We start from the raw sequence: 23,240 nt of genomic DNA, 5'->3' as shown, positions 1-23,240 counted from the left end.
GCCGCGGGAACAGGCGGCGCGGAGGGCCGGCGCGCAGTCGGCGCGGAGCCCTCACGGGCCGGTGTGCTCAGCCGGTGCCGGTGCCGGTGCCGGTGCCGGTGCCGGCGCCGGGCGCTCGTCTGCCGCCGGAGGGGGAGGGGTCCGGCCGGTGGCGCGACGGCTCGTGGGCCGGGGCCGACCCGCGACGACTCCGGTCAGGACCAGGGCCAGTCCGCACAGCTGCTGACCGGTCAGCGTCTCTCCTGCGGCAACGGTGCCGAGCAGGACGCCGGTGACGGGGTTGAGCAGTCCGATCAGCCCGACGGTCCCCGCCGGCAGGTGCCGCAGCCCCGTGAACCAGGCGGCGAAGGCCAGTGCGGTGGCGACCAGGGTCACATAGCCGAACGCGAGGAGCGTCGGTGCGGAGGGTGCCGGCGGGGCGCCCTCCACGGCGGCGGCGACCGGGAGCAGGAGCAGACCTCCGGCGGTGAGCTGCCAGGCGGTCGAGACCAGGACATCGGTGTCGGCGTTCCACCGTTTGGTCAGGATGTGCCCGAAGGACGACACCAGCATGGCGGCGGTCGCGGCGAGGACTCCTGGCACGCCCGCCCCCTGCGTTCCGGTGAGCAGCATGAGGCAGACGCCGACGAGTCCGATCGCGGCGCCGGTCACGTGGGTGGCCCGGGGTCGTTCGGACACCAGGGGCCACGCCATGAGCATCATCGACAGCGGGGCCACCGCCATGACGGTCGAGGCGATGCTCGTCGGCAGCAGTTGGGAGGCGGCGTACACGAGCACGAAGAACACGCTCACGTTGAGCAGCCCCAGCACCGCGGCCCGCCACCACCACGCGCCGCGCGGCCGTTGCCTGCGGAGGGCGAGCAGGAGCAGGCCGGCGGGCAGCGCCCGCAGGGCGGCCCCGTAGAGAGGGCGGTCGGGCGGCAGGAACTCGCGGGTGACGAAGTAGTTGGCTCCCCAGGCCACCGGTGCGACTGCGGTGAGTGCCACCCATCGGATATTAGCTTCCATGGAAGCTAATATAACTTCCTGGGAAGCTACTATGGGGTCCATGGAGCACGGAGAGCCGATGGACCGCGTGGCCCGCATCCAGGCGGACTGGCGCCGCGAGCGCCCTGACGTCGACGTCACCCCGCAAGGTGTGATCGGACGGCTGCACCGTTTGGCCGACCGGCTGACCGAGCGACTCTGCCTCGTCTACGCCCACCACGGCCTGAGCGAGGGTGAGTTCGACGTCCTGTGTGCGCTGCGCCGCGCCGGGTCCCCCTACGAGCGCGCGCCCGGCGAACTCGCCGCCCACACCATGGTCACGACCGGCGCGATGACCAAGAGGATCGACCGCCTGGAGCGAGCCGGACTCGTCACCCGCCGCCGCTCCCACGACGACCAGCGCGGCCGCATCGTCGCGCTCACCGAACCGGGACGCGAACTGGTCGACCGGGCCTTCACCGACCACATGCGCAACGAACGCGACCTGCTGGATCTGCTGACCCCCGCCGAGTCCGCGTCCTTGGAGGTACTTCTGACCACCTGGCTCTCCCGCATGGAGTAGCCGGATTCTTCGCGCGACCGGTGACCAGCCGCTCCGGCGGGCGGCGCGTACCGGCCCGGGCGGACGGAGCCACCGTCCCTGCCGCGGTCACGCGGTGCGCCGCCGCTTTCGCCGCGGTCGTCACCCTGGCCTCCGCGGTCGCCGGAGTCCTGGCCCAGCTGCTGATGTGAAGGCGGGTCCTGCCGCCGTGCGGGCCGGGACCACCCGCGCGGCGGGCCGCCGCGCCGTGGCGCTCTTCGGTCTCACCCCGCCGCCGTCGGTGACGCCGCAGGCGAGGCGGCCCGACGTCGCCGGCGGGCCCCTGCCGGCGTCACCCATGGGCCGCGCGCTCGGCAGGTCCCGCCGCGGCCCGTTCAGGTCAGGGGGAGGAGCATCGTCGTGGCGGCGGCGAGGGTGCGGTCGTCCTCGATGAAGGCGAAGGTCTCCTTCGGGCCCGCCTCCGGGCCGTCGGGCCAGACGCGGGCCGTCACCACGAGCAGGACCTGGCGCCGCTCCCGGGCGACGGCCGTCCACTCGGCCGAGGTGGGCCGGGCGATCTCCAGCCCCGGGAAACCGGTGACGTGGACGTCGATCCCGTCGACCGCCGCCACCAGCGGCGTGCCGTGTATCTCCGGGTTCTCGACCAGCCGGCCCGGGCGCATGCCCCATGAGGCCAGCAGGTCGCGCATGGCCGCCCCGGTCGCCGCGCCTCCCAGGGTGCCGTCACCGGGGGAGTAAGCCATGAGCATGGGGAAGTCGCCCCCGTCCGCCGGATGCCTGCCGATCCAGGCGGCGGTGACGATCCTGCCCAGCTTGGTGGGGAGTGTGGTGTCGTTCATGGGCAGAGCCTAAGGGGGGCGTCGGCCCGCGGGTGGACCGGGCGGCTCGGGCGCCCGGGGCGGGACCGGGCCGCTCGGATGGACCGGGTAGGCCGGACCGGGGAAGCGCCGCGCCCGGGTAGAGCCGGTCCGTGGCGACCGCGCGGACCGCGCTCCCCGTTCGCGTGCCGCCCGCCGTCCGCCCGCCCTCCTCACCCCCCGGGCCGGCCGCCGATGCCCTGGAGGTCGGGCTGTTGGGCCAGGGCGCGGCGGGCCGGGTCGGCGAAGGCACGCTCCACCGAATCCTGCAGCAGGCTCATCTCCCGCAGGATCGAAGGATGTTGTTCCGGTGGCAGCGTGTCGAGCAGGCCTTCGAACAGGCCGCGAAGCCTCCTGCAGATCTGCACGGACGAGCTTCCGTACTCGCGGATCTCGCAGACGGCGAGCTGGAGGTAGTTGTCCCAGGTGCGCCCCGGAAGCACCAGCCGGGCCTTCCCCTGGCCGTCGGCCAGGACGTATCGCCCGGGGAGCCTCGTCGTGCCGACCGTGTACAGGAAGCGCTCGATGTAGTTGATCACCTGCACGGCGGTCGTGGGGTCGTTGACCGCCGGCGACAGCGCCCTGATGGCGATGTCGACGAGGACGCGCAGCGCGAAGGCCGGGTCCTGTTCGATGGTGCGCTCGGCGCCCAGGGCCACGAGACCGAGCACACGCTCCGGATCGGGCCGGGACCCGCCCCCGTGGACCTCGAAGAGCACCGCGCCGGGCACCACGGAGTCGCCGATCAGCCGGGGCACGACGAAGACGCAGTCGTGGCGGGCCGCCTCCGCCACCAGGGCTGACACGTGGAAGGCCTGGATGGCGCCGCCCCCTTCGGTACGGACGCGCATCACCGGGACGTCGGACGGAAGCGGCCGGTCGCCGCGGGGAGCGGCGCCGCGGATCGCCGCGGCGCCCTCGGCGAAGACGTTCTCGCCGAGGCGCGTGACCAGCTCCGCGATGGCCACCGGCCGCAGACTGTGGGTGAACCGGTTGAGATAGACCAGCAGGAGCACGAGGCTGACGGCCACCGCCGCACCGGCCAGCGTGACCCCGAGGTCCGGGATCGACCCGGCCTCGACCCGGCGCAGCAGCGAGAAGGCGAACGCGAACGTCCCCGTGAAGGTCGCCAGGACCGCCTTCTGGAGCCGGTCCCGGTACCAGAGGCGCATGTAACGGGGGGAGAGGGTGCCCGTGGCCTGCTGCACCACGAGCACGCCGATGGTGACGACGAAACCGAGCAGCGCCACCATCGCGCCCACGATGGCGGTGAGCACACCGCTCGCCGTCGTGGCGGAATAGTGCCAGCCGCCGGGCCAGTTCGTGCCCTCGGTGAGGAGGGCGAGCTCGGCGAGCAGCACACCGAGGACGAGACCGAGCGTCGGCACGAACCACAGGCTGGCCTTGATGCCTTGCCGCAGCCTGAAGCGGGCCGCCCAGGACGTCTTGACACCCATGGCACGCCTTCTCCTGTCACGTACTCCTCGCACGGAGGAGCCGGGCCCACGGGACCGGAGGCACGGCGCCTCCTCGTACGGGATCGCTCGGCCTCACGGTAGGGCGACAGCCGCCGCCGCGCAGCGGCAGCGCAGCCCGCCGGGCGGCCGGCGGCGCGCAGCCGCTGCGCGGCCGGCCGCCCGGCGGGCCCCGCTCTCGCCAGGACGGGCCGCACCCGTCGGCCTAAGCTGATCGGGTGCCGCCCGGTCCACCCCGGCGGTGGCGTGCGGGTGCCCGGTGCGGACCCGGCCCGGGCTGAAAGGGGCCCCGATGGACGCCTACCCCCTGATCGAGGACCACGGTCTGATCGGCGATCTCCAGACGTCCGCCCTGGTGACGACCGATGCGACGATCGACTGGTTCTGCTGTCCCCGGTTCGACTCGCCCAGCGTCTTCGGTTCCCTGCTGGACCGGCGCGAGGGCGGCCACTTCACCGTGCGGCCGGCCGCGGGAGCGTTCACGACCAAACAGCTCTACCATCCGGACACGGCCGTCCTGGTGACGCGTTTCATGACGGAGGCCGGGGCCGGGGAGGTCGTCGACTTCATGCCGGTGACCGGTACCACCGCGACGGACCGGCACCGTATCGTCCGCATGCTCCGCTGCGTCCGCGGGAGCATGACGTTCGAGGGGGAGATCGCTCCGCGCTTCGACTACGGGCGCAAGCCGCACGAACTGCACCTCACGGAGCACGGCGCCCTGTTCACCTCCGACGGCCTCGACCTCGCCGTCCATCCCGTCCGCGAGCCGGACGACGAGCGCCTGATGAGGAGCCTCTCGGGCGACGCCGACGACCTGCGCTTCTCCCTGACCCTGCAGGCGGGGCAACAGCGCGGCATGGTCATCGAGTCGGCGCCCGACGGGCCACCGTACGAGGTCCGTCCGGAGGAGTTCCAGCAGCTCTTCGACGAGACGGTCCGCTTCTGGCGTTCCTGGCTGGGACAGTCCACCTACTCCGGCCGCTGGCGGGAGGCGGTCGAGCGGTCGGCCCTGACGCTGAAGCTCATGACCTACGCGCCGACCGGCGCCGTGGTCGCCGCCCCCACGGCGGGGCTGCCCGAGCAGCTGGGCGGAGAGCGCAACTGGGACTACCGGTTCACCTGGATCCGTGACGCCTCCTTCTCGGTCTACGCCCTGCTGGGCCTCGGATTCACCGAGGAGGCGTCCGCGTTCATCAACTGGCTGCACGACCGTGTGAAGCAGGAGGCCGGTCGGGACGACGGCACCGGGCCGCTGAGCATCATGTACCGGGTCGACGGCTCCAGTGACCTCGTCGAGGAGACCCTGGACCACTGGGAGGGCTACCGCGGCTCCGCTCCGGTCCGCATCGGCAACGGCGCGGCGAACCAGCTCCAGCTGGACATCTACGGGGAGGCACTCGACAGCATCTACTTCGCGCACGAGCACGGCATGCACCTCGACCACGGCGGCTGGAAGGCCCTGCACACCCTGCTCGACTGGCTGGTGGACAACTGGGACCAGCCCGGCGAGGGGCTCTGGGAGACCCGTGGCGGCCGGAAGGACTTCACCTACGGCCGGGTGATGTCCTGGGTGGCCTTCGACCGCGCCCTGCGGATCGCCTACGACGACGGGCGTCCCGCGGCCGGCGGGCGCTGGGTGGACGCGCGCGACGAGATCTACGGGCAGGTGCTCGACCGGGGCTGGGACCCGCGGAAACAGGCGTTCGTGCAGCACTACGGCGAAGACGTGCTCGACTCGGCGCTGCTGCGCATGCCGACGGTCGGCTTCATCACGCCCGACGATCCGATGTGGCAGACCACCCTGGACGCGATGGAACGCGAGCTGGTGAGCGACAGCCTCGTCTACCGCTACAACCCCGAGGCGTCCCCCGACGGGCTGCGCGGCTCCGAGGGAACCTTCTCGCTGTGCACGTTCATGTACGTCGACGCGCTGGCCCGGGCCGGCCGCCTCGAATCCGCCCGGCTCGTGCTGGAGAAGATGCTCACGTACGCCAACCACCTCGGCCTGTATTCCGAGGAGATCGACCTGACGGGCCGCCAGCTCGGCAACTTCCCCCAGGCCTTCACGCACCTGGCCCTGATCGACGCGGCCATCACCCTCGACTCGATGCTCCGGGACGCCCGGAAGTAGGGGAGCGCGCTGACGCGCCCGGGCGCGTCAGCGGGGGGCGGCCGTGGGCGCGGGGCCGAGCAGGACGACCGTGTCACCCTCCTCGGCCACGGTCTCCTGCCTGTCGGTGACGGGATCCAGCCGGTCGTCGGCCCGCACCACGAAGAGCAACTCGTGCTCCGGTGGCACGGGGAGCCGGGCCGGCTGCACCACGAAACGGGCCCCCCGCCCGTACCGCTCCGCGAGGGCCTGCCGGACCAGGGAGGGACTGAAGAGGACGTCGCCGCCGGTGTACGGGGCCACCACACCGTGGCTGTCGTGCGGCGGGCCCACCCGGTAGACGGGACCCTCGACGTTGTCCTGCATCACGATCGACGCCAGCGCGTTGAAGTCGTCGTCGTCGGTGGCCAGGAAGACGGCCGTCACCCCCTCCAGACTGGCGCCGGGATTGATGGCCGTGGCCAGCAGATCCCCCTTGGCCAGAACGAGCCCCGCCCGCCTGATCTGCTCCCGCTGCTCGTCGGCCCCCGCCCACATCAGCACGTCGAGGCCGGTGGACCGCAGGGCCCGTCCCAGGTCGACGACCCACGGCTCGCCCCCCACCAGGAGCACCCGCGTGCCCGTCGCCTTGACGACGCCCAGCCGTCTGGCCACGGGCGCCGCCGTCAACGCGTACAGCACAACGGTTCCCACGATCACCAGGAAGGTGATGGGAAGGATCTTCGCCGCCCCGCGCACCCCCCGGTCGACCAGACCGGCGGAGAAGGAGGACGCCGTCGCCGCCGCGACGATGCCTCGGGGGTCCATCCAGCCGACGAAGGCGCGCTCCCCGCGGGAGAGATCCGTGCGAGCTGTGGCCCCGTAGGCCACGACCGGCCGGACCAGCAGGACGAGGAGGGCGACCAGGCCGAGCGTGGGGAGCATCACCGGGACCAGGGACGCCGGGGTGACGGTGGCGGAGATGGAGATGAACAGCAGCCCGATGATCAGCTGGACCAGGGTCTCCAGGAAGGGCCGGCGTACGGGCATGTCGAAACCCCGGATGCCGGCGACGGCCAGTCCCGTCACGATGGCGGCGATCAGCCCCGTGTCGTCCCGCACGATGTCGCAGCCCGCCGACACGCCGACCACGACGGCCAGTTGCGCCAGCGTTCCCAGGGTCTCGCCGAGCCGCAGGGTGCGCAGGGCGAACCACAGCACCGCGGTTCCCACGGCTCCGCCCACCAGCCCGACGGCGAGGCTGAGGGCGAACTGGCCCAGTTGGTATCCGCGACCGATGTCGACCCGCTGTGCCGAGGCGATCGCGTGGAAGGTGAGTGCGCCGAGGATGGCGCCGATCGGGTCGGTCAGCGTCCCTTCCCAGATCAGGATGCGGCGCACCGTGTCGCTCGGGCGCACGAAGTCGAGGATCGGCCCCACCACCGTGGGCCCCGAGACGACCAGGATCATGCCGAGCATCGCGGCGACGTTCAGCGGCACGTCGAACAGCGGGACCGCCACCGCCCCGACCACGAGGAAGGTGAGCAGCACGCCGAACACGAGCAGCCTGCCCACGATCCCCCGGGTGGGGCGGACGAGTCTGCGCAGGTCGAGTCCGAGCCCGGCGTCGTAGAGGATCACCGCGACGAACAGCGACACGAGGGCCGAGGCGTCCGGTCCGAAGAGTTCCTTCGGGTGGACGATGTCCGTGATCGCACCGGCCGTGAAGCCCACGGGAAGCAGGACGATCAGGGACGGGACGCGCAGTTTGTGCGCCAGGATCTGCGAGCCGACGGCGAGCACCACCGTCAGGGCGAGTCCGAGGAGGATGTCGTCGTCGGTCACTGCGGCCTCCTCCGTCGGGACCCGGGCACGAGGGCGGTGTCAGGCTCGGCCGCGGGCGTGTGGTCAGCTCTCGGGTGCCGTACCGTCACCACGGGTGCCGCCTCCCCCGCGCAGCTCCGCGTCGGTGAGTTCCTCCAGCTCGCCGTGCGTGTCGAGCCAGTAGAGGAGGACGACGGCCGGCGCGACGAGCACCAGGGCCACCAGGGAGACGATCGCCAGCCACGTCAGGGTGGCGGGCGCGCCCGCGGCGCCGGCCACGGTCAGTGAGGTGGGGAGCAGGTACGGCCGCTGGGCCATGCCCCAGGCGACGACGGCGGACGCGACCACCCCGACCGCCGTGACGCGCACCCACGTCCCCGGGGTCCGCAGCAGCAGCCACGCCGTGGCGAAGGCGGCCGCTCCCGCCACGACGACGAAGAGCAGACCCAGTCCGCGGGTCAGTCCGTGCCACACGTAGGGGGAGTCCTCGTGGGTGACGAACCCGGTGACCACGGCCAGGGCGGTCAGCACGGCCAGACTGCCCAGCGCCCGCCGTCTGAAGTAGCCGACCAGGTCGGGCGCGTCGAACCGGCGGGCGTCCCCGGTGAGGAACACCGCGCCGAGGAACGCCGTGGCCGCCACGGCGACGAGGCCGAACACCAGCGAGGTGGGGCTGGTCCAGACGTCCGCCGAGGCCTCGGTCCCGGGAGCCACGCGCTCGGACGCGATCCCGCCGACGGCGGCACCCAGGAAGAACGGCGTGACGACCGATGCCACGGCGAAGACGGCACCGTACAGCCGTCGGCCGGCGAGCCGTCGGGAGGGCTTGCGGAGCGCGAAACCGGCGCCGCGCAGCACCAGGCCCACGGCCGCCAGGGCCAGCGGCAGCCACATCGCGGAGAACACCGTCTGGAACAGGACCGGGAAGCCGGTCCACATGAGGACGAGAACGAAGATCAGCCAGACGTTGTTGACCTCCCACACCGGCGCCATGGCGTGGTCGACGAGCCATCGGGGGCGCCGGCCGCGTTCCGTCCCTCCGGCGGTCAGGTCCCAGAAGCCGGCGCCGTAGTCGGTGCCGCCCGCGCAGGCGTACGCCGTCACGGCCAGGAGCAGCACCACGGCGATCAGGTCGGCGGTCACGGGCGGTCACCCCCGGACCGGTCGGCTCCGCCCCGGGCGGCCGGCACGTCATCGGGCGAGACCGGGGCTCGCGGGCCGTACGGGAGGTCGTGTTCCGGTGGCAGGCCCGTTCCCCCGGCGGCCTGCTGCGCGTCGGCGAGCCGCCAACGCGTACGCATCTTCAGCAGGAGGACGAGAAAGGAGCCGAAGAGGAGCACGTACACCACCACGACCACCCCCAGCATGATCCACAGGCTGGTGGAGCGGGTCGCCGTCACGGCCTCGGCGACCCGCATGTTCTGGTAGACGATCCAGGGCTGGCGCCCCACCTCGGTGGCGATCCAGCCGCACTCGACCGCCACGACCGAGGCGACGCCGGCGCAGGCCGCGGAGCGGTAGAACCACGCGGAGGCGGGCAGCCGGCGGTGCCGCAGCCAGACGAAGCCGTACCACAGGGCGAGCAGCACCAGCACGGAGCCGATCAGGACCATGATGTCGAAGGCCCAGTGGGCGATGGTCGCCTGAGCGGCCGTGGGGCGCTGGTCCGCCGGGACGGAGGTCAGTCCCACGACCTCGGTGTCCGCACTGAACCCGGCCAGGAACGAGTCGAGCAGGGGGATCCTGATGCCCCCCTTGACGGTCCCGTCTTCCTGCAGGCGCCCGAAGAGGTACTCCGGGACCCGGGTGTCGGTCTTCCACACGATCTCCATCGCCGCGAACTTCACCGGCTGCTTGTGGAACACCGACCGGGCGATGGAGTCGCCGAGGACGAACTGCACCGGTGCGGCGACCGAGGCGATGGTGAACGGGACGGCGAAGCCGAGCCGGTGGTAGCGGTCGCGGCGGCCGCGCAGCCAGCCCGTGGCGTAGACACCGGCCACCACGAAGCCCGCGGTGAGGACCATCGCCACGACGAAGTGCCAGTACTGGGGCCCGAACATCGGCGTGAAGATCGCCTTCCAGACGTTCACGTCGACCGGGTTTCCCGCGGAGTCGAGCGAGAAGCCCCGCGGCGTGTTCATCCAGGAGTTGGCGGCCAGGATGCCGAACGCTCCGAGCAGCGCGGCGAACGGCAGCGGCAGTCCGAGCAGGAAGTGCGTCCGGGGCTTCAGCCGCCGCCATCCGTACAGGTAGACGGCGATGAGCACGGCCTCCAGGAAGAAGGCCCAGGCCTCGACACCGAATCCGATGCCGAAGACGTCGCCCCACCGGCCCATCATGCCGGGCCAGAGCAGACCGAACTCGAGCGACAGCACGGTGCCGGTGACGATGCCGAGCGCGAACTGCACCGCCATGACGGCCGACCAGCGCCGTGCCAGCAGCAGGGCGGTGGCGTCGTCGCGACGCAGCCCGCGGTAGTGCATGACCAGGGTGATGAAGGGAAAGGCCACGCCCAGGGGCACCAGGATGATGTGGGAGGCCAGGGTGAAGGCCATGAGCTCCCGGGCCGGCAGGAGTTGGGCCGGGGCCTCCGCCAGCAGATGGAGCGAGGTGGGCATGCGTACCTGCGTCGTTCGTGGTCGTGTGGAGCCGGGAGGGGGTCACCCGCCGGTGGCGAAGCCCGGGAAGAGCGTCATGCCGCCGTCGACGTACAGGGTGGTTCCCACCACGTAGTCCATGAGGTCGGAGGCGAGCGCCACCACGGCGTGGGCGATGTCCTCGGGCTCGCCGATCCGGTCGTAGGGGATGAGCCTGAGGAGGTCCTTCTGGGCCTCGGGCGTCTCCCAGGCATCCCGGTTGATCGGCGTCTTGATCGCCCCCGGGGCGACGGCGTTCACCCGGATCTTCTCCGGCGCGAGCTCCTGGGCCAGGGTCTGCATCATCATCTGGACCCCGCCCTTGGAGGACGCGTAGTTCACATGGCCCGCCCAGGGGATGACCTGGTGCACCGAACTCATGCAGACGATCTTCCCGGCGGAGCGGGACACCTCGGGGACCACGCCCCGGCGCCGGAACTCCTTCGTCGCCTCCCGTGCGCACAGGAACTGGCCGGTGAGATTGACGTCGATGACCTTCTGCCACTGGCCGAGGGTCATGTCCGCGACCCTGGCGTCCCGCTGGAGTCCCGCGTTGGCGACCAGGATGTCGATGGTGCCGAACTCCTGGACCATGCGGTCCATCATGGCGACGACCTGGTCCTCCTGGGACACGTCGGCCTCGTAGGCCGCGGAGCGCACCCCGAACGAGGCGATCTCCTCGGCCACCTCCTCGGCGGCCTCGCGCCCCGCCACGTAGTTCACGACCACGTCGGCGCCGGCCCGGCCCAGGCCGATCGCCGTGGCCTTGCCGATACCCGAATTGGCACCGGTGACCAGGGCCTTCTGGCCGTGCAGCAATCGCGCCGGGATCACGTCCTGCGGTGCTCCCGTGGTGGAATCCATGCCGTACCGCCTCCTCGCTGCGCGGTTGCGCCGAGCCCGGCGTCCGCTCGGCCGGGCACGGTCACGCAACCACCGGAGGGGGCGTTCGGCATCTCCCCGGAACCGGCGTTAGCCCGTCGGGTACAGCATCTTCGTCCCGACGGGTCAGTGGGCCGGGGCGGCCGCCTCAGCCCAGCCGGGCCACGAGGTGGTCGCCCACCCGCAGGGCGTTGGCGATCGCCGTCAGGGACGGGTTGACCGCCCCGATGCTCGGGAAGAAGCTCGTGTCGACGACGTACAAGTTGTCGAGATCGTGGGCCTTGCAGTTCACGTCCAGCGCGGAGTCGGCCGGATCGGCGCCGAAGCGTACGGTGCCCGCCTGGTGTGCCGTCGCGCCGATCGGCATGCCCTTGTGCAGATAGATGCTGTGGGGCAGCAGACGGTGCTCGTGCATGCCCAGGTGCCCCAGCATCGCCTGCAGCTTGTGACGTAGGCGTTTCAGGCCTTCGATGTTGTTCTTCTCGTCGAGGGCGAGCCGGATGCGCCCGTCACCGTCGAGGGTGATCCGGTTCTCCGCCATCGGCAGGTCCTCGCCGCACAGCCAGAAGTCGACGGCGTGATGGGCCAGTACCTCGAACGGCATGTCGGGGGTCACCGCACCGGCCCACCGAGGGGCCTCGCCGTGGATCTGTTCGGCGTCCGACTTGCCCAGCATCTGGATGCCGCCCAGTGGGAAGTCCCAGTCGTCCGCGCCCAGATACCAGTCGTGGAGGGCGAGCGTCTTCTGGAACCGGGTGTCGTTGGGCTCCTTGGACACCGCCATCAGCGCGAGGTTGTTGTGCCGCATGTAGAACCGGCCGACGACGTCGGAGCTGTTCGCCAGGCCGTGGGGATGGTGCTCGTTCGCCGAGGCCAGCAGCAGCGCGGCGGAGTTGGCCGCCCCGCAGGAGACGACGACCACGTCGGCCGTGTAGCGCACCTCCGAGCCGTCGGGAAGCCGTCCGACGACCGCGCTGACGCTGCGCCCCCGGGCCTCGGTCTCCAGGCGGACCACGTGGGTGTTCGTGACCATCTCCACGTTCGGATGCCCGAGGGCAGGCTCGACGCAGATCACTTCGGCGTCGGACTTGGCGCGCACCAGACACGGGAAGCCGTCGACCCGGTCGCAGCGGATGCAGACGCTGGCATGGGTGGCCCGCCCGCCGTCCTCCTGCGTGAGGTTCACTCCGATCGGCAGGTGGAACGGGTGCAGGCCGCGCTTCTCGAGATCGTCGCTCAACCGCTGGATGCGCGGCTCGTGCTCCACCGGCGGAAAGGCGTACTGCGCGCTCACCGGGCCCTCACCGGGGTCCTCGCCGTGCCGTCCGTGCACCAGGTACAGGTGCTCGGCCTGCGTGTAGTACGGCTCCAGGTCCTCGTAGCGGAGGGGCCACGCCGGCGAGAGACCGCCGTGGTGCCGGATCTCGCCGAAGTCCTCCGGACGCAGCCGGAAGAGGGCGGCCCCGTAGAACTTCGTGTTCCCGCCGACGTAGTAGTTGACCTCGGGCGGGAACTCCGTGCCGTGCTTGTCCAGCCAGAACTCCGGGGCCCGGTACTTGCCCTCGACGAACACGGCCGTCGAGTCCCAGTTGTCCCGCTCGCGCGGCAGGTGACCGCCGCGTTCGACGAGCAGGACGCGTTTGCCCGACGGTGCGAGCCGATGGGCGAGCGTGCCTCCGCCCGCGCCGGTGCCGATGATGATGACGTCGTAATGAGAGGCGTCGCCCACGACGGCCACCGTCCTTGGGATCACGGCCCGACCAGGTGTCAGGCGTTTGGCACCCCGCTGGGCGAGGGTCCAGCGGTCCCACCCTCCTCGAACGTATCCGCCTCCCCCGGGGCAGGCGACCGGAGCGGAACCCGGAGCACGCCACGGTCACAGCACCGCGATGGGGTTCACGGGCGATCCCGTGGCCCCGGTCAGCCGCAGGGGCGCGACCACGCACAGGAAGCTCCAGCGCCCGGCCCCCGCGCAGGCCGGCACGAGTTCCTCGAAGCTCAGGTAGTCCATGAGGTGCACGCCCATCGCCTGGATGGCCAGGACGTGTACGGGGAAGGCCACGTCCTCGACCGCGCCGGGCGCGGTGTCGTTGTTGCCGTCCCCTCCCAGGACCGCGATCTCGCGGTCGGCGAGGAACTCCACGGCGGTCGGGTGCAGACCGGCCCGCGCCTCGGCCGCGTTCCACGGCCCCAGTTCGGTGCGCCGGAGACGGTGTCCCGTCCTGACGAACAACAGGTCGCCCGGTCCGGCCCGGACCCCCTGCGCGGCCTCCGCGCCCGTCAGGTCGCGCAGCGTCACGTGGTCGCCCGGTTCCAGCCAGCGCACGCCACGCAGCCGGGGGATGTCCAGCAGGACGCCCCGGCCGGCGACGCCGTCCGCGAGCAGATCCACGGACAGTGCGCGGGCTCCCTCGGGCGTCACGGTGCTCGCGGGCACACCGCCGTAGAGCTCCCCGTCGAACAGCACGTGACAGAGGGCGTCGAGATGACTGTCCGCGTCGCCGTGCACGTTCATGGCGAAGCGGTCCGTGGCGAAGCGCAGTTCGGAGCCGGCGTCGTCCGGGCCCGGCCCGGTCATCCGGTGCACGGCGGGATCGGGATCGTCCGGGCCACGCACGGTCTCGATCGGAGCCGCCAGTGAGACCGTGCGCCCCAGGTGCACTTCCGCGGCGGCCGCCGCCACCCGCTCCGGGGTCAGACGGCACAGCGCACCCTTCCGGCCGTCCACCGCCGCCCGCGCCGCCCGGTTCCGCAGGCGTTCGTAGAGCGCCCGGAAGGCCTCCGAGGTCATGTCGGTCGCCGCCGACGGCTCGCCGGGCCCTGTCACGCGTACCCCCACGGGCTCAGGCCCCACCGCAGGACATGGGTGTCACCGGGCCGCAGCACGGTGAGATCGGTGCCGCTGTGGAAGGCGTCGGGCGGGCAGGACATCGGCTCCACGGCGATCCCCCGGCGGCGCCTGTCGGGATCGCCGAGGGTGTCGCCCGTGTACACCTGCACGTAGCGGGTCCCCTCGCCGAGCCGGACGTCGACCCCCCGCGTGCCGTCGGGATGCGCCAGCCGGACGACCGCCCAGCCGTCGGGGAGGCGGTCGAGCCCGGTGAATGCGGTGTCCAGGCGCAGATCGCCGAGGGGACGGCCGGCGCGGAGGTCGTACGGGGTGCCGTCGACGGGCTCGAGGCCGGCCGGCAGGCCCCGGGCGTCGGTACGCAGCACGTAACGCGCGGGAACGGTCAGCACGGCACTGTCGACGTGCTCGGTGCCGACCGTCAGATAGGGATGCTGGCCCACCCCGTACGGCGCCGGGTTCGTGCCCGCGTTGGTGGCGTGAACGGCGATGGCGAGTCCTTCGGGTCCGAGCCGGTACTCGACCCGGACGTCCAGGAGGAACGGGTACCCGGGCTGCGGACACAGCGTCGTACCGACCGTCACCGCGTCGCCGGTACGGGCGAGCGGCTTCCACAGGGTCCAGCGCAGCAGGCCGTGGATGGCGTTGTTCCGTTCCACCTCGGTCAGGGGGAGCTGCAGGCTCCTGCCCTCGAACTCGTAGCGGCCGTCGCCCACGCGGTTCGGCCAGGGGACGAGCAGCTGACCCCGTCCGTCCGTGACGGCGGACCCGGCGGAGAACCCGTCGAGCACCGGCCGGCCGTTCACGGTGTACTCGCGCAGCGCGCCGCCCAACTGGACGACCACCGCACTCTGCTCCCCGTGGACCAGCCGCCACGACTCGCCCGTGGGCCCGGCTGCCGCGGCGGGACCGCTGCCCGCCTCGGCCGGGGTGGCCCGGGCCGGGTCGGGGCCGGCCGGCCGGCCCCGGGAGCCGGACCGCGGACCCATCAGCGACAGGACAGCCGTGGCGACGGCCTCCGGAGGCTGGTCGATCTCCACGACCAGAGCGTGTTCGTCGGGCGCGGGCTCCTCCAGGTCCGCGAGCTGGCTCTGCAGCAGGGCCGACGGGAAGAAGTGGCCGTGCCGCCCGGCCAGTCGGGAGCGCAGCAGCTCGGGCGAGCCGTGCAGATAGACCAGGAGAACGTCCGGGCGCCCCGTCAGCAGAATGTCCCGGTAGGCACGCTTGAGCGCGGAGCAGGTCACCACGGCGTTCCGGCCGGCCGCGATCGCCTCGTCCATCCACTGGGCGATCGCCGCGAGCCACGGTGCTCGGTCGGCGTCCGTCAGCGCGTGACCGGCCGCCATCCTGGCGCGGTCGGCCTCGGAGTGGAACGCGTCCGCGTCCCGGTACGTCCAGCCCAGGCGCTCGGCGAGGAGAGGTCCCACCGTCGACTTGCCGGAACCGGCGACGCCGACGACGAGCAGCAGGCGCGGCGGCTCTCCCGCCGCTGGTGCGTGTGCCACGTGCGCGGGTCCCGGGTCAGTCGCGCGTCGGCCGGGGCATGGCGGCGCACGGGGACCGGGCGGCACCGGTGAGCGCGTCATCGCGCCGGCGGGCCGCACCCGCGTGAGTCGTCATGACCGGCTCCTCCCTGTCGTCCGGCCTGGTCGCCGAGGCGTCTCCGTCCGGCGGTCCGGGCACCTCCCATCTGAACCCGGTCGACGCCCCGGCGCATGTCGGCGGGGGCTCGACGGCGGCCGTCGGCGCGCGGGGAACGCGGCCCCGCCCGGGAGGGGCGGCAGCACCGGACGGGGCGGCCTTGGGGGACTGCGGCGCGGGAGGGGCGGAAGGCGGCAGGCGGCTGCCGCGCGGGGGAGCTGCCGCGCGGGCGGACCGGCCCCGCTCAGGAGGGCAGGCCGCTCAGGCGGCCGCCGAGTGCGACGCCGCCGGACCCGTCAGGGAGACGGCGGCACCCTCTCGGGACCGGCCGGGGCCTCCGACCCCGTGGACCGCCCCGGAGGACGGGCCCCGGTCTTGGCTGCCGCCGCGTGCAGCGCCTTCAGGGCGATCAGGAGCACGCCGACGTCGTCGAGGTAGACCGGGTCCGGGATCAGATCGATCGGCGAGATCGTGTAGACCACGGCGGCCCAGAAGAGGGCCTTGGACTGCAACGGGACACCGGCGTCCATCAGCAGTCTGCGCGCCTTGAAGACGCGCACGAGCAGAACGGCGGCGCATCCCGCCACGCCGAGCAGGAGAACCACCACCACGACGAGCCAGAGGGTGCCGTCCATGCCGTTCTCCTACCCGCGACGTCCTGTGTCACCGCTCCGGAAGGCGCTTCGGTGACGCGCCACGGCAGGGGAGACCTTCATAGAGTCTGGACCGGGACCGGCCACGAACGGAAGCCGGGGCACCGGCCCGTCACGCACCGTCGCCGGGCGACGGTCCGCCGGCGGCCGGATCCGGCCCCTGCGGACCGGGCACGGGCCCGACCGGCCCTACCCCGCCCCCTCCGCGCGGTGCGAGCGTGGCAGAAGGCACCCCGCGAACCGGAAGGCGGTGGGCAGGATGGAATCGCCCCTCGTGACGGGACCGCTCGTGACAGGTCCCCTGGTGGTGGGGGCCGACGGCTCCGGCCCCAGTCTCACGGCCGTGGACTGGGCCGCCGACGAAGCGGCACGGCACGGTCTGCCGCTGCGCATCGTCCACGCCTCCCTGTGGGAGCGGTACGAGGGGGTCGCACCGTCCCCGACCGCGAACCGGCCCTCGGGCCAGGTCCTCGCCGAGAACATCGTCGCTTCCGCGACCGAACGCGCCCGGCTCCGCGCGCCCGGGGTCGAGATCACCGCGGACGTCCTCGCGGAGGACGCGGCCGGTGCGCTGCTGCGGGCGGGCTGGGAGGCCGCGCTCCTGGTCGTCGGATCCCGGGGGCGAGGTGACTTCCGCGACCTGCTGCTCGGTTCGGTGGCCCTTGTCGTGGCGGCCCGCGCCCAGTGCCCGGTGGTCGTCGTCCGAGGTGACCGGCAGGGTCTGGAGGCACGCCACGGGCGGGTGCTGCTCGGCGTCGGCGAGCACGACGTGGACTCCGCGGCCGTCCGGTTCGCCTTCCACGAGGCCGCCGTACGGGGCGCGGAGCTCGACGTCGTCCAGGCGTGGCGACGCCCCGCCCTCGAACCGGTCGCCCACCCGCTCCTGAGCGGCGAGCCCCGGGTGCACGCCGAGCAGCGGGCGTCCGAACTGCTCGACAAGGCACTCGCCCCGGTGGTGGACGAGTACCCCGGCGTACGGCTTCTCAGGAGCACGGTCGAAGGCTCCGCGCACCAGGTGCTCACCGAACGCTCCGCCGCCGCCGACCTGCTCGTCGTCGGGGCCCGTCGACGGGACGCGCTCGTCGGTCTGGAGCTCGGCAGAGTCGCCCACCGCGCCCTGCACCACGCCTCGTGCCCGGTCGCCGTCATCCCCCACCGGCGCGTCCGGACCACGGCGGGCGAGCCGTGACGACCGCTCCCGGACGCCCGTTCCCGGTGGCGGACGGGGGCCCAGGGCTCAGCAGCCCGATGATCCCGCGCCATCCGCCCGCACCCATCTGATGGATCCGTGGCGCCTTCTGACGAGGGGGCTCACTCCGACGTGTGACGAGGGGGGCTCACTCCGACGTGCCGGGACTCACCCCAAGGGGATCACGCCCACCGGTGCCGGGCTGTGGTGGACGACCGCGTGGGCGACGTGGCCGAGGTGCGGCCCGAGAGGGAGGTGCGGCCTGCGCCGGCCCACGAGGACGAGTTCGGCGTCCCGTGACGCCTCCACCATCCGGTACGCGGCGGACCCCACCACCGTCTCGGCGGTGGCCCCCACCTCCGGGTAGCGCAGGCGCCACGGCTCCACCAGGTCGTCCAGGCCCCCGACGAGCCGGTCGCCCAGCTCCTCGCCCGCGCCCGGGTCGACGAGGGAGGCGTAGCCGTACGAGGCGGGCAGCGTCCAGCTGTGCAGGAGGCGGAGCGGCAGGCCACGGCGGGCGGCCTCCGTGAACGCGAAGCCGAGCAGGGGCTCGCACGGGTGGTAGATGTCGACCCCCACCACGATCCCGCCGGACCCGACGTTCTCGTCCGACCCGTCCGACCCGTCGTCCCCGTCGGACCCCAGATCGCGGGGCGCCTCCGCGCGCACCAGGACGACCGGCTGCCGGGCCGCGCCGACGACGGCGAGGGACACCGAGCCGGCGACGAAGCCGGCCAGCGCGCCGAGCCCGCGGGAACCGAGGACGAGCAGGTCGGCCTCGTTCGCGGCGGCCGTCAGCGTCTCTGCCGCAGGGCCCCGTACCCGCTCGGCGCGCACCTCGAGACCGCGGTGGTCCTTCTCCGCCCGCTCCGCCACCTCCCGCAACAGGGCCTCGTCCCCCTCGGTGACCGCACCGGCGTGCGCGGCGGGGACCTCGGGAGCGTCCGGCCACGCGGAGACGTGCAGCAGCCGGAGCGGCACTTCGCGCAGTACCGCCTCCCGCGCCGCCCAGTGCGCGGCGGCGAGGCTCTCCTCGGAGCCGTCCACCCCGACGGTGACCTGCGGTGTCATGGGCCACCTCCTCGGCCGACGCCCCCACAGCCCCAGGCTCCCGCCCGCGAGGACGACGACAGCAGGGGCCGGGCAGGTCTCGAATCGGGGCCGAACGGCCCATCCCCGGCGGTCCCGCCGTGATGCGACCGTGAGAGATGTCCTCCCGGGGCACACGGTCGAGGAGGTGCCATGGACAGCGATATCCCCGCGCGGCCGGAGCTCGGCAACGTCGTCGTGGGGGTCGACGGGTCACCCTCCGCGAGGACGGCCGCGCTGTGGGCCGCCGCAGAGGCGGACCGCAGAGGCCGCCCCCTGCACCTCGTCCACGCCGCCGACATCGACCGCCGCGCCGTCTTCGCCGGCGCCGACAGCCTTCGGGCGGTACGCGAGGCGGGCCGCGATCTGCTCACCGACACCGCGCAAGCGGTCCACGAGCGCTTTCCCGAGCTTCCCGTGACCAGGGAGCTCGGCCGCCAGGAGGCGGTGGCCTGCCTGCGGGCGGCGGCCGGTCACCGGGGCACGATCGTCGTGGGCCACCGGGGCCTCGGTGGCTTCGGCACGCTGATGCTCGGCTCCGTCGGCCTGGGCGTGGCGGCCCGCGCCGAGGTGCCGGTGATCGTCGTTCGCGGCGAGGGCGAGCGCCCCGAGACCGGCTCCGTCACCGCGGCCGTGCGGGACGCCGCCGACCTCGGCTGGCTGCTCCTCGCCGCCGCCGAGGCGGATGCCCGCAAGGCCGCACTCCGCCTGGTGAGCGTGTGGAACGTCCTCGCCCACGTCGGCAGCGTCGCCACCATGCTCGACGACCTCGACGGGATCGCCCGACAGCGCGTGCTCGAGACCAAGGAGCTCGCCGACCGGGTGCGCGAGGTCTACCCCGGCCTGATCGTCGGCCACCACGTCGAGACCGGCACCAGCGTCCCCGGCCTTCTGACCGAGGCGAGCGGCCGCACCGACCTGCTCGTGACCGGCCGGAGCCGGCGCCCGCTCGGCATCGGACCGTCCCTGGGACGCGTGGCCCATGCCCTGATCCACCACGCGCACTGCCCGGTCGAGATCGTCCCGCCCGCCTTCGCGAGCGCCGACGCGCCCGACTCCTGAGTGCCGTACCGTGAACAGGTCCTCGTCGGCGACCCGAGGAAGTGACCATGTCCAGGAAGTCCCGCGGCCGCAGCGCCCGGCGATCGCAGCAGCCGAAGTCGCAGCCACGGTCGACGTCGCGGTCACAGCCGCAGGCCCGGCCAGGGATCCGGCCGACGCGGCAGAACGCCCCCGGCGCGGACGAGCTGCCGGAACGCGCTGTGGCCCCTCCCTTTCCCGCGCACTGGATGAACGGGCCTCCCCGGCGCCCCGTGCACACCGTCCAGGTGTCGGCGGCCTTCCTCTGACGGGGACGGACTGTTCCCATGGGCGAGACGCACGCCGTCGAGCCGAACCGGTTGTCCAGGTCGTACGGACCGGTGGTGGGCGTGGAGGCAGCGCTGCCCCTGAAGCGGCGGGCCCCTGACCTGTGCAGCCCTCGGACCGGCGGGCCGGTCGGCCCTCCTGTACAGAGGCCCATTCGGCCCTGCACGCGGCCCCGTCGGGCACTGAGCAGCAGGCCCGTACAGCGGGACAGTGAAGACAGGAGCCGATGCGGAAGCGACCCCTCCCTCGGCTCACGGGCCACGCACCAGGAGAGAACGATGACCGGAAACAAGGTGGAACGGAGGCGCCGCCTCTTCCCCGACTTCGACGACATGTTCAACCGGGAGTTCCCCGGGCTGCCCGGATGGCGCCCGGCCACGGCGGCCCACTCCATCCCGATGGAGATGACCACAGGTGACGGCGCGTACGTGCTGCGGGCCGAGCTCCCCGGCATGGACCCCGACGACATCACCCTCACCGCCGCCGACGACCTCCTCACCGTGCGTGCGGAGCACAGCGAGAGCAGGGAGGACAAGGAGCACTCGGAGTTCCGTTACGGATCGTTCCGCCGGACCGTGCGCCTCCCGGCCACGATCCCCGCCGACGACGTCGAGGCCTCGTACGCCGACGGCATCCTGACCGTCCGGGTCCCGATGCCCGACGCCGCGGGCGAGGCCGCACGCACCATCCCGGTGAAGCGCGCGGCCGGGAGGGCCGCGTCATGAACGCCCGACGCGTTCTGGTCGCGTACGGAAGCAAGCACGGCGCGACCGAGGGCATCGCCGACGAGATCGGCAGGACGCTCCGGTCCGACGGCATCGACGCGGTCGTCCTGCCGGCCGACCGCGTCGACGACGTCGGCGGCTACGACGGAGTCGTCCTCGGCGGTGCCCTCTACGCCGGTCACTGGACCGCCACCGCACGTCGGTGCGCCCGGCGCAACGCCGAACAGCTCCGCGACCGGCCCCTGTGGCTGTTCAGCAGCGGACCGGTGGACAGCTCCGCCGAGCAGCACGACATCCCTCCCGTCCGCGGGGTCGCCCGCCGGATGAGGAAGCTCGGGGCACGGGAGCACATCACCTTCGGCGGCGCCCTGACCGCGGACAGCACGGATCCCGTCACCCGGACGATGGTGCGTCACGGCAAGGGCGGAGACTTCCGCAACCCGGAACGGATCCAGGCGTGGGCGCACCACATCGGGGCCGAACTCGGCGCCACGGACTGAAAGGGGCCGCCGACGGGTCCCGGCAAGCGACGTCGCCCGGAGGTGCGACATGAACAGCCACCAGGCGTCGGGCCCCGGACCGTCGTCGTCTCCGGCGGGGCCCGCCCGGCGCACCGCCCTCGTCGTCGTCCTGGCGATCGCCGTCGTCTGCGGCGCGGTCGCGGCCGCGGTGCTGTGGCGGGCCGGGGCCGCGGCCGACCGCGAACTCGCCGGGCACCGCCACCAGGTGACGGCGACGACGACCGGGCCGGCCGCGCAGCCGGCCGCCGGCGCGCGCTACGGAGCGGAGCCCCTGTTCTCGGCGAAGGCGGTCTGGTCCTACCCGAAGGGCGTCCCCCGTTCCGGGACCGTCGACGTCCCCGCCCGGACGCCCCGGGGAAGGGCGGTGACGATCTGGGTGGACGACGCCGGCGCCCCGGCGCGGCCGCCCGGCGGCACGGCGGACCGTGCCGTCACCGCCCTCGCGGGTGGCATGGCGACGGCGGGCATCGCGACGGGTGCGGGCGCAGGACTCGTCCTGCTGCGCCGCCGTTCGCGGGCGGGCGGGTTGGCGGACCTGGAACGCGAATGGCAGCGGGTGGAGCCGGTCTGGTCCGGCCGCCTGCGGCGTGGCGGCACCGGCACCGGCGACGGATGAGGCGCGATCCGAACGAGACGGATGAGGCGCCACGAGACGGATGAGGCGCGATCCGAACGGCAAGACCGTCTAAGGGTCCGTGCCCGCACGCAGTTCGCCGTCCGTGCCCGCACTCAGTTCGCACCGTACGTCCACCACGCCCTCCACGGCCCGGGCCAGGCGCGCCGCCACCGGGACGAGCGTGCGGTCGCGGACCTCACCGCAGAGGGTCACGACGCCGGCGGAGACCTGGACGTCGACCCGGTCGCGGGAGAGCGGGAACAGGTGGTCGACGACATCGTGCCGTACCTCTGCGGCGAGGTCCTCGTCCGGGCGGAGGAAGACCTTGAGGAGGTCGGACCGGCTGACGACGCCCTGGATCACGCCGTCGGCGTCGACGACCGGCAGGCGCTTGACGCGGCGGGCGGCCATGAGCCGGGCAGCCTGGGGGAGGGTCGCGTCGGGGGCGACGGTGACGGCGGGCGAGGTCATCAGGTCCTGGGCCCGCCGTGAACCCGCCTTGGCGGTGGCGTCGAGCCTCCGGAGCTGCTCGACGAGGCCGAGGCGGTGGTCGTGGAACTCCTCCTTGAGGAGCAGGTCGGCCTCGGAGACCACGCCGACCACCCGCCCCTCGCCGGCCACGACGGGGACCGCGGTCACCCGCCACCGGTCCATGGCGGTGACGATCTCCTTGAACTCCGCGTCGGGCTGCACCGCGACGACCTTCCTGGTCATCACGTCGGCGACGGTGAACGGCTGGGCGGTCATGGCTGGCTCCTTGCCGAGAGGCCGAGAGGCCGAGAGGCCGAGATGCCGAAGTGCCGAGGCAGTGCCGCGGTGGCGACGTTCCGAGTGAACCTTCGCCCTCAGGTTCGCCCTGGACGGCCGAAGCCGGAAGGGCCGCGCAGGGCACCTCCGGGGGCCGAAGGGCCCTGATCAGCGGACCAGGACGGCCTCGCCGGAGCGGGGGCAGACAGCCGCAGTGGTCCAGGTGGGTAGGGGGGACGACCACGGCGTGACGTCGGCGGCGTCCCGGGCGAACCGTTCCCGGTTGCGCCGTCGCAGGTCCGCGAAACCCTGGAAGAGACGGCAGTCGACGAGGAAGCGCGCATGATCGCTCTCGACCAGCAAACTGCTGCCGGTGACCGTCCCCGCACCGCCCGGGAAGGTGGGCAGGGCCGGTCGCGGCGCGGCGGGGAACGCGTACGCGACGGGAACGGGAGTGCGGGCTGTCCCGGACCTGAGCCGGCCCTCCTTCGGAGTCCGCTCCCGCCTCCAGGCTCGCACCGGAACCGGCACCGGCCCGGGCCGCAG

Annotated in this window: 22 protein-coding genes; 8 read left to right on the top strand and 14 right to left on the bottom strand. The window is 73.1% G+C overall.

Annotated features, from left to right (window positions below; translation table 11 throughout):
- Window positions 1-51: 51 nt before the first annotated feature.
- Window positions 52-996, bottom strand: coding sequence for a DMT family transporter (locus tag ACIRQF_RS10215; protein WP_404091765.1), 945 nt, complete (start codon window positions 994-996; stop codon window positions 52-54).
- A gap of 52 nt (window positions 997-1,048) precedes the next feature.
- On the opposite strand from ACIRQF_RS10215, the gene ACIRQF_RS10210 reads away from it, so the two are divergent.
- Window positions 1,049-1,549: a MarR family winged helix-turn-helix transcriptional regulator gene (locus tag ACIRQF_RS10210; protein WP_376638737.1), complete on the top strand. Its 501-nt coding sequence runs from the start codon at window positions 1,049-1,051 to the stop codon at window positions 1,547-1,549.
- A 20-nt stretch (window positions 1,550-1,569) separates the two neighbouring features.
- A complete protein-coding gene (locus ACIRQF_RS10205) occupies window positions 1,570-1,719 on the top strand; it encodes a hypothetical protein (protein WP_382481812.1) in 150 nt (49 codons plus the stop codon).
- Between the two features lie 183 nt (window positions 1,720-1,902).
- On the opposite strand, the gene ACIRQF_RS10200 is transcribed toward ACIRQF_RS10205, so the two are convergent.
- Together ACIRQF_RS10200 and ACIRQF_RS10195 are read right to left on the bottom strand one after the other, a co-directional pair.
- A complete protein-coding gene (locus tag ACIRQF_RS10200) occupies window positions 1,903-2,367 on the bottom strand; it encodes a DUF5949 family protein (RefSeq protein ID WP_376638738.1) in 465 nt (154 codons plus the stop codon).
- Between the two features lie 191 nt (window positions 2,368-2,558).
- Window positions 2,559-3,842 carry a DUF2254 domain-containing protein gene (locus tag ACIRQF_RS10195; protein ID WP_382481815.1) on the bottom strand — a complete coding sequence of 428 codons (1,284 nt, stop codon included), beginning with the start codon at window positions 3,840-3,842 and terminating at the stop codon, window positions 2,559-2,561.
- A gap of 310 nt (window positions 3,843-4,152) precedes the next feature.
- Between ACIRQF_RS10195 and ACIRQF_RS10190 the strand changes: the two genes are divergently transcribed.
- A complete protein-coding gene (locus ACIRQF_RS10190) occupies window positions 4,153-5,994 on the top strand; it encodes a glycoside hydrolase family 15 protein (RefSeq protein ID WP_404090608.1) in 1,842 nt (613 codons plus the stop codon).
- Between the two features lie 27 nt (window positions 5,995-6,021).
- Here ACIRQF_RS10190 and ACIRQF_RS10185 read toward each other — a convergent pair whose 3' ends face one another.
- From ACIRQF_RS10185 to ACIRQF_RS10150, 8 genes are all read right to left on the bottom strand, one after another.
- The gene (locus ACIRQF_RS10185; protein WP_404090605.1) at window positions 6,022-7,797 is read right to left on the bottom strand and encodes a cation:proton antiporter; all 1,776 of its coding nucleotides are present in this window, start codon (window positions 7,795-7,797) and stop codon (window positions 6,022-6,024) included.
- A gap of 63 nt (window positions 7,798-7,860) precedes the next feature.
- Window positions 7,861-8,919, bottom strand: a complete 1,059-nt coding sequence (locus ACIRQF_RS10180; protein WP_404090602.1) for a cytochrome d ubiquinol oxidase subunit II — start codon at window positions 8,917-8,919, stop codon at window positions 7,861-7,863.
- Window positions 8,916-10,397, bottom strand: coding sequence for a cytochrome ubiquinol oxidase subunit I (locus ACIRQF_RS10175; protein WP_404090599.1), 1,482 nt, complete (start codon window positions 10,395-10,397; stop codon window positions 8,916-8,918). Before ACIRQF_RS10175 ends, ACIRQF_RS10180 begins: the two co-directional genes overlap by 4 nt.
- Before the next feature lie 42 nt (window positions 10,398-10,439).
- Window positions 10,440-11,279: an SDR family oxidoreductase gene (locus ACIRQF_RS10170; protein WP_404090596.1), complete on the bottom strand. Its 840-nt coding sequence runs from the start codon at window positions 11,277-11,279 to the stop codon at window positions 10,440-10,442.
- Window positions 11,280-11,445: 166 nt separating this feature from the next.
- A complete protein-coding gene (locus tag ACIRQF_RS10165) occupies window positions 11,446-13,026 on the bottom strand; it encodes a GMC oxidoreductase (protein WP_404090593.1) in 1,581 nt (526 codons plus the stop codon).
- A 147-nt stretch (window positions 13,027-13,173) separates the two neighbouring features.
- Entirely contained in the window at window positions 13,174-14,088 is a 915-nt protein-coding gene (locus ACIRQF_RS10160; RefSeq protein WP_404091762.1) for a cyclase family protein, read from the bottom strand.
- 32 nt (window positions 14,089-14,120) lie between these two features.
- The gene (locus tag ACIRQF_RS10155) at window positions 14,121-15,650 is read right to left on the bottom strand and encodes a gluconokinase, GntK/IdnK-type (RefSeq protein ID WP_404090591.1); all 1,530 of its coding nucleotides are present in this window, start codon (window positions 15,648-15,650) and stop codon (window positions 14,121-14,123) included.
- 432 nt (window positions 15,651-16,082) lie between these two features.
- Window positions 16,083-16,421, bottom strand: coding sequence for a YkvA family protein (locus ACIRQF_RS10150; protein WP_376635241.1), 339 nt, complete (start codon window positions 16,419-16,421; stop codon window positions 16,083-16,085).
- 277 nt (window positions 16,422-16,698) lie between these two features.
- On the opposite strand from ACIRQF_RS10150, the gene ACIRQF_RS10145 reads away from it, so the two are divergent.
- Window positions 16,699-17,628, top strand: a complete 930-nt coding sequence (locus ACIRQF_RS10145; RefSeq protein ID WP_404090588.1) for a universal stress protein — start codon at window positions 16,699-16,701, stop codon at window positions 17,626-17,628.
- A 168-nt stretch (window positions 17,629-17,796) separates the two neighbouring features.
- Here the strand turns inward: ACIRQF_RS10145 and ACIRQF_RS10140 are convergent, their stop codons facing one another.
- A complete protein-coding gene (locus tag ACIRQF_RS10140; protein ID WP_404090585.1) occupies window positions 17,797-18,699 on the bottom strand; it encodes a universal stress protein in 903 nt (300 codons plus the stop codon).
- A 171-nt stretch (window positions 18,700-18,870) separates the two neighbouring features.
- On the opposite strand from ACIRQF_RS10140, the gene ACIRQF_RS10135 reads away from it, so the two are divergent.
- The 4 genes from ACIRQF_RS10135 to ACIRQF_RS10120 all read left to right on the top strand — a co-directional run bounded on the left by ACIRQF_RS10135 (window position 18,871) and on the right by ACIRQF_RS10120 (window position 21,947).
- Window positions 18,871-19,779 (top strand): universal stress protein, encoded by a 909-nt coding sequence (locus ACIRQF_RS10135; protein ID WP_404090582.1) that lies wholly within the window; start codon window positions 18,871-18,873, stop codon window positions 19,777-19,779.
- 584 nt (window positions 19,780-20,363) lie between these two features.
- Window positions 20,364-20,810 carry an Hsp20/alpha crystallin family protein gene (locus ACIRQF_RS10130; RefSeq protein ID WP_404090579.1) on the top strand — a complete coding sequence of 149 codons (447 nt, stop codon included), beginning with the start codon at window positions 20,364-20,366 and terminating at the stop codon, window positions 20,808-20,810.
- The gene (locus tag ACIRQF_RS10125) at window positions 20,807-21,310 is read left to right on the top strand and encodes a flavodoxin domain-containing protein (RefSeq protein ID WP_404090576.1); all 504 of its coding nucleotides are present in this window, start codon (window positions 20,807-20,809) and stop codon (window positions 21,308-21,310) included. Before ACIRQF_RS10130 ends, ACIRQF_RS10125 begins: the two co-directional genes overlap by 4 nt.
- A 49-nt stretch (window positions 21,311-21,359) precedes the next feature.
- The gene (locus tag ACIRQF_RS10120) at window positions 21,360-21,947 is read left to right on the top strand and encodes a hypothetical protein (protein ID WP_404090574.1); all 588 of its coding nucleotides are present in this window, start codon (window positions 21,360-21,362) and stop codon (window positions 21,945-21,947) included.
- 69 nt (window positions 21,948-22,016) lie between these two features.
- On the opposite strand, the gene ACIRQF_RS10115 is transcribed toward ACIRQF_RS10120, so the two are convergent.
- Together ACIRQF_RS10115 and ACIRQF_RS10110 are read right to left on the bottom strand one after the other, a co-directional pair.
- A complete protein-coding gene (locus ACIRQF_RS10115) occupies window positions 22,017-22,694 on the bottom strand; it encodes a CBS domain-containing protein (protein ID WP_404090571.1) in 678 nt (225 codons plus the stop codon).
- Window positions 22,695-22,862: 168 nt separating this feature from the next.
- Complete coding sequence (locus ACIRQF_RS10110; RefSeq protein WP_404090568.1) at window positions 22,863-23,213, bottom strand: hypothetical protein; 351 nt, start codon at window positions 23,211-23,213, stop codon at window positions 22,863-22,865.
- Window positions 23,214-23,240: the final 27 nt, after the last annotated feature.

This window comes from Streptomyces sp. NPDC101191 (genome assembly GCF_044767915.1).
Lineage (GTDB): Bacteria > Actinomycetota > Actinomycetes > Streptomycetales > Streptomycetaceae > Streptomyces.
This window is presented reverse-complemented; position numbering and strand designations above follow the sequence as displayed.

Excerpts from the sequence above, each read along its gene's own strand:
- ACIRQF_RS10210 (WP_376638737.1), top strand. The coding sequence starts at position 1,049 with ATGGAGCACGGAGAGCCGATGGACCGCGTGGCCCGCATCCAGGCGGAC.
- ACIRQF_RS10200 (WP_376638738.1), bottom strand. The coding sequence starts at position 2,367 with ATGAACGACACCACACTCCCCACCAAGCTGGGCAGGATCGTCACCGCC.
- ACIRQF_RS10195 (WP_382481815.1), bottom strand. The coding sequence starts at position 3,842 with ATGGGTGTCAAGACGTCCTGGGCGGCCCGCTTCAGGCTGCGGCAAGGC.
- ACIRQF_RS10190 (WP_404090608.1), top strand. The coding sequence starts at position 4,153 with ATGGACGCCTACCCCCTGATCGAGGACCACGGTCTGATCGGCGATCTC.
- ACIRQF_RS10175 (WP_404090599.1), bottom strand. The coding sequence starts at position 10,397 with ATGCCCACCTCGCTCCATCTGCTGGCGGAGGCCCCGGCCCAACTCCTG.
- ACIRQF_RS10170 (WP_404090596.1), bottom strand. The coding sequence starts at position 11,279 with ATGGATTCCACCACGGGAGCACCGCAGGACGTGATCCCGGCGCGATTG.
- ACIRQF_RS10160 (WP_404091762.1), bottom strand. The coding sequence starts at position 14,088 with ATGACCTCGGAGGCCTTCCGGGCGCTCTACGAACGCCTGCGGAACCGG.
- ACIRQF_RS10150 (WP_376635241.1), bottom strand. The coding sequence starts at position 16,421 with ATGGACGGCACCCTCTGGCTCGTCGTGGTGGTGGTTCTCCTGCTCGGC.
- ACIRQF_RS10145 (WP_404090588.1), top strand. The coding sequence starts at position 16,699 with ATGGAATCGCCCCTCGTGACGGGACCGCTCGTGACAGGTCCCCTGGTG.
- ACIRQF_RS10140 (WP_404090585.1), bottom strand. The coding sequence starts at position 18,699 with ATGACACCGCAGGTCACCGTCGGGGTGGACGGCTCCGAGGAGAGCCTC.
- ACIRQF_RS10135 (WP_404090582.1), top strand. The coding sequence starts at position 18,871 with ATGGACAGCGATATCCCCGCGCGGCCGGAGCTCGGCAACGTCGTCGTG.
- ACIRQF_RS10130 (WP_404090579.1), top strand. The coding sequence starts at position 20,364 with ATGACCGGAAACAAGGTGGAACGGAGGCGCCGCCTCTTCCCCGACTTC.
- ACIRQF_RS10125 (WP_404090576.1), top strand. The coding sequence starts at position 20,807 with ATGAACGCCCGACGCGTTCTGGTCGCGTACGGAAGCAAGCACGGCGCG.
- ACIRQF_RS10120 (WP_404090574.1), top strand. The coding sequence starts at position 21,360 with ATGAACAGCCACCAGGCGTCGGGCCCCGGACCGTCGTCGTCTCCGGCG.
- ACIRQF_RS10115 (WP_404090571.1), bottom strand. The coding sequence starts at position 22,694 with ATGACCGCCCAGCCGTTCACCGTCGCCGACGTGATGACCAGGAAGGTC.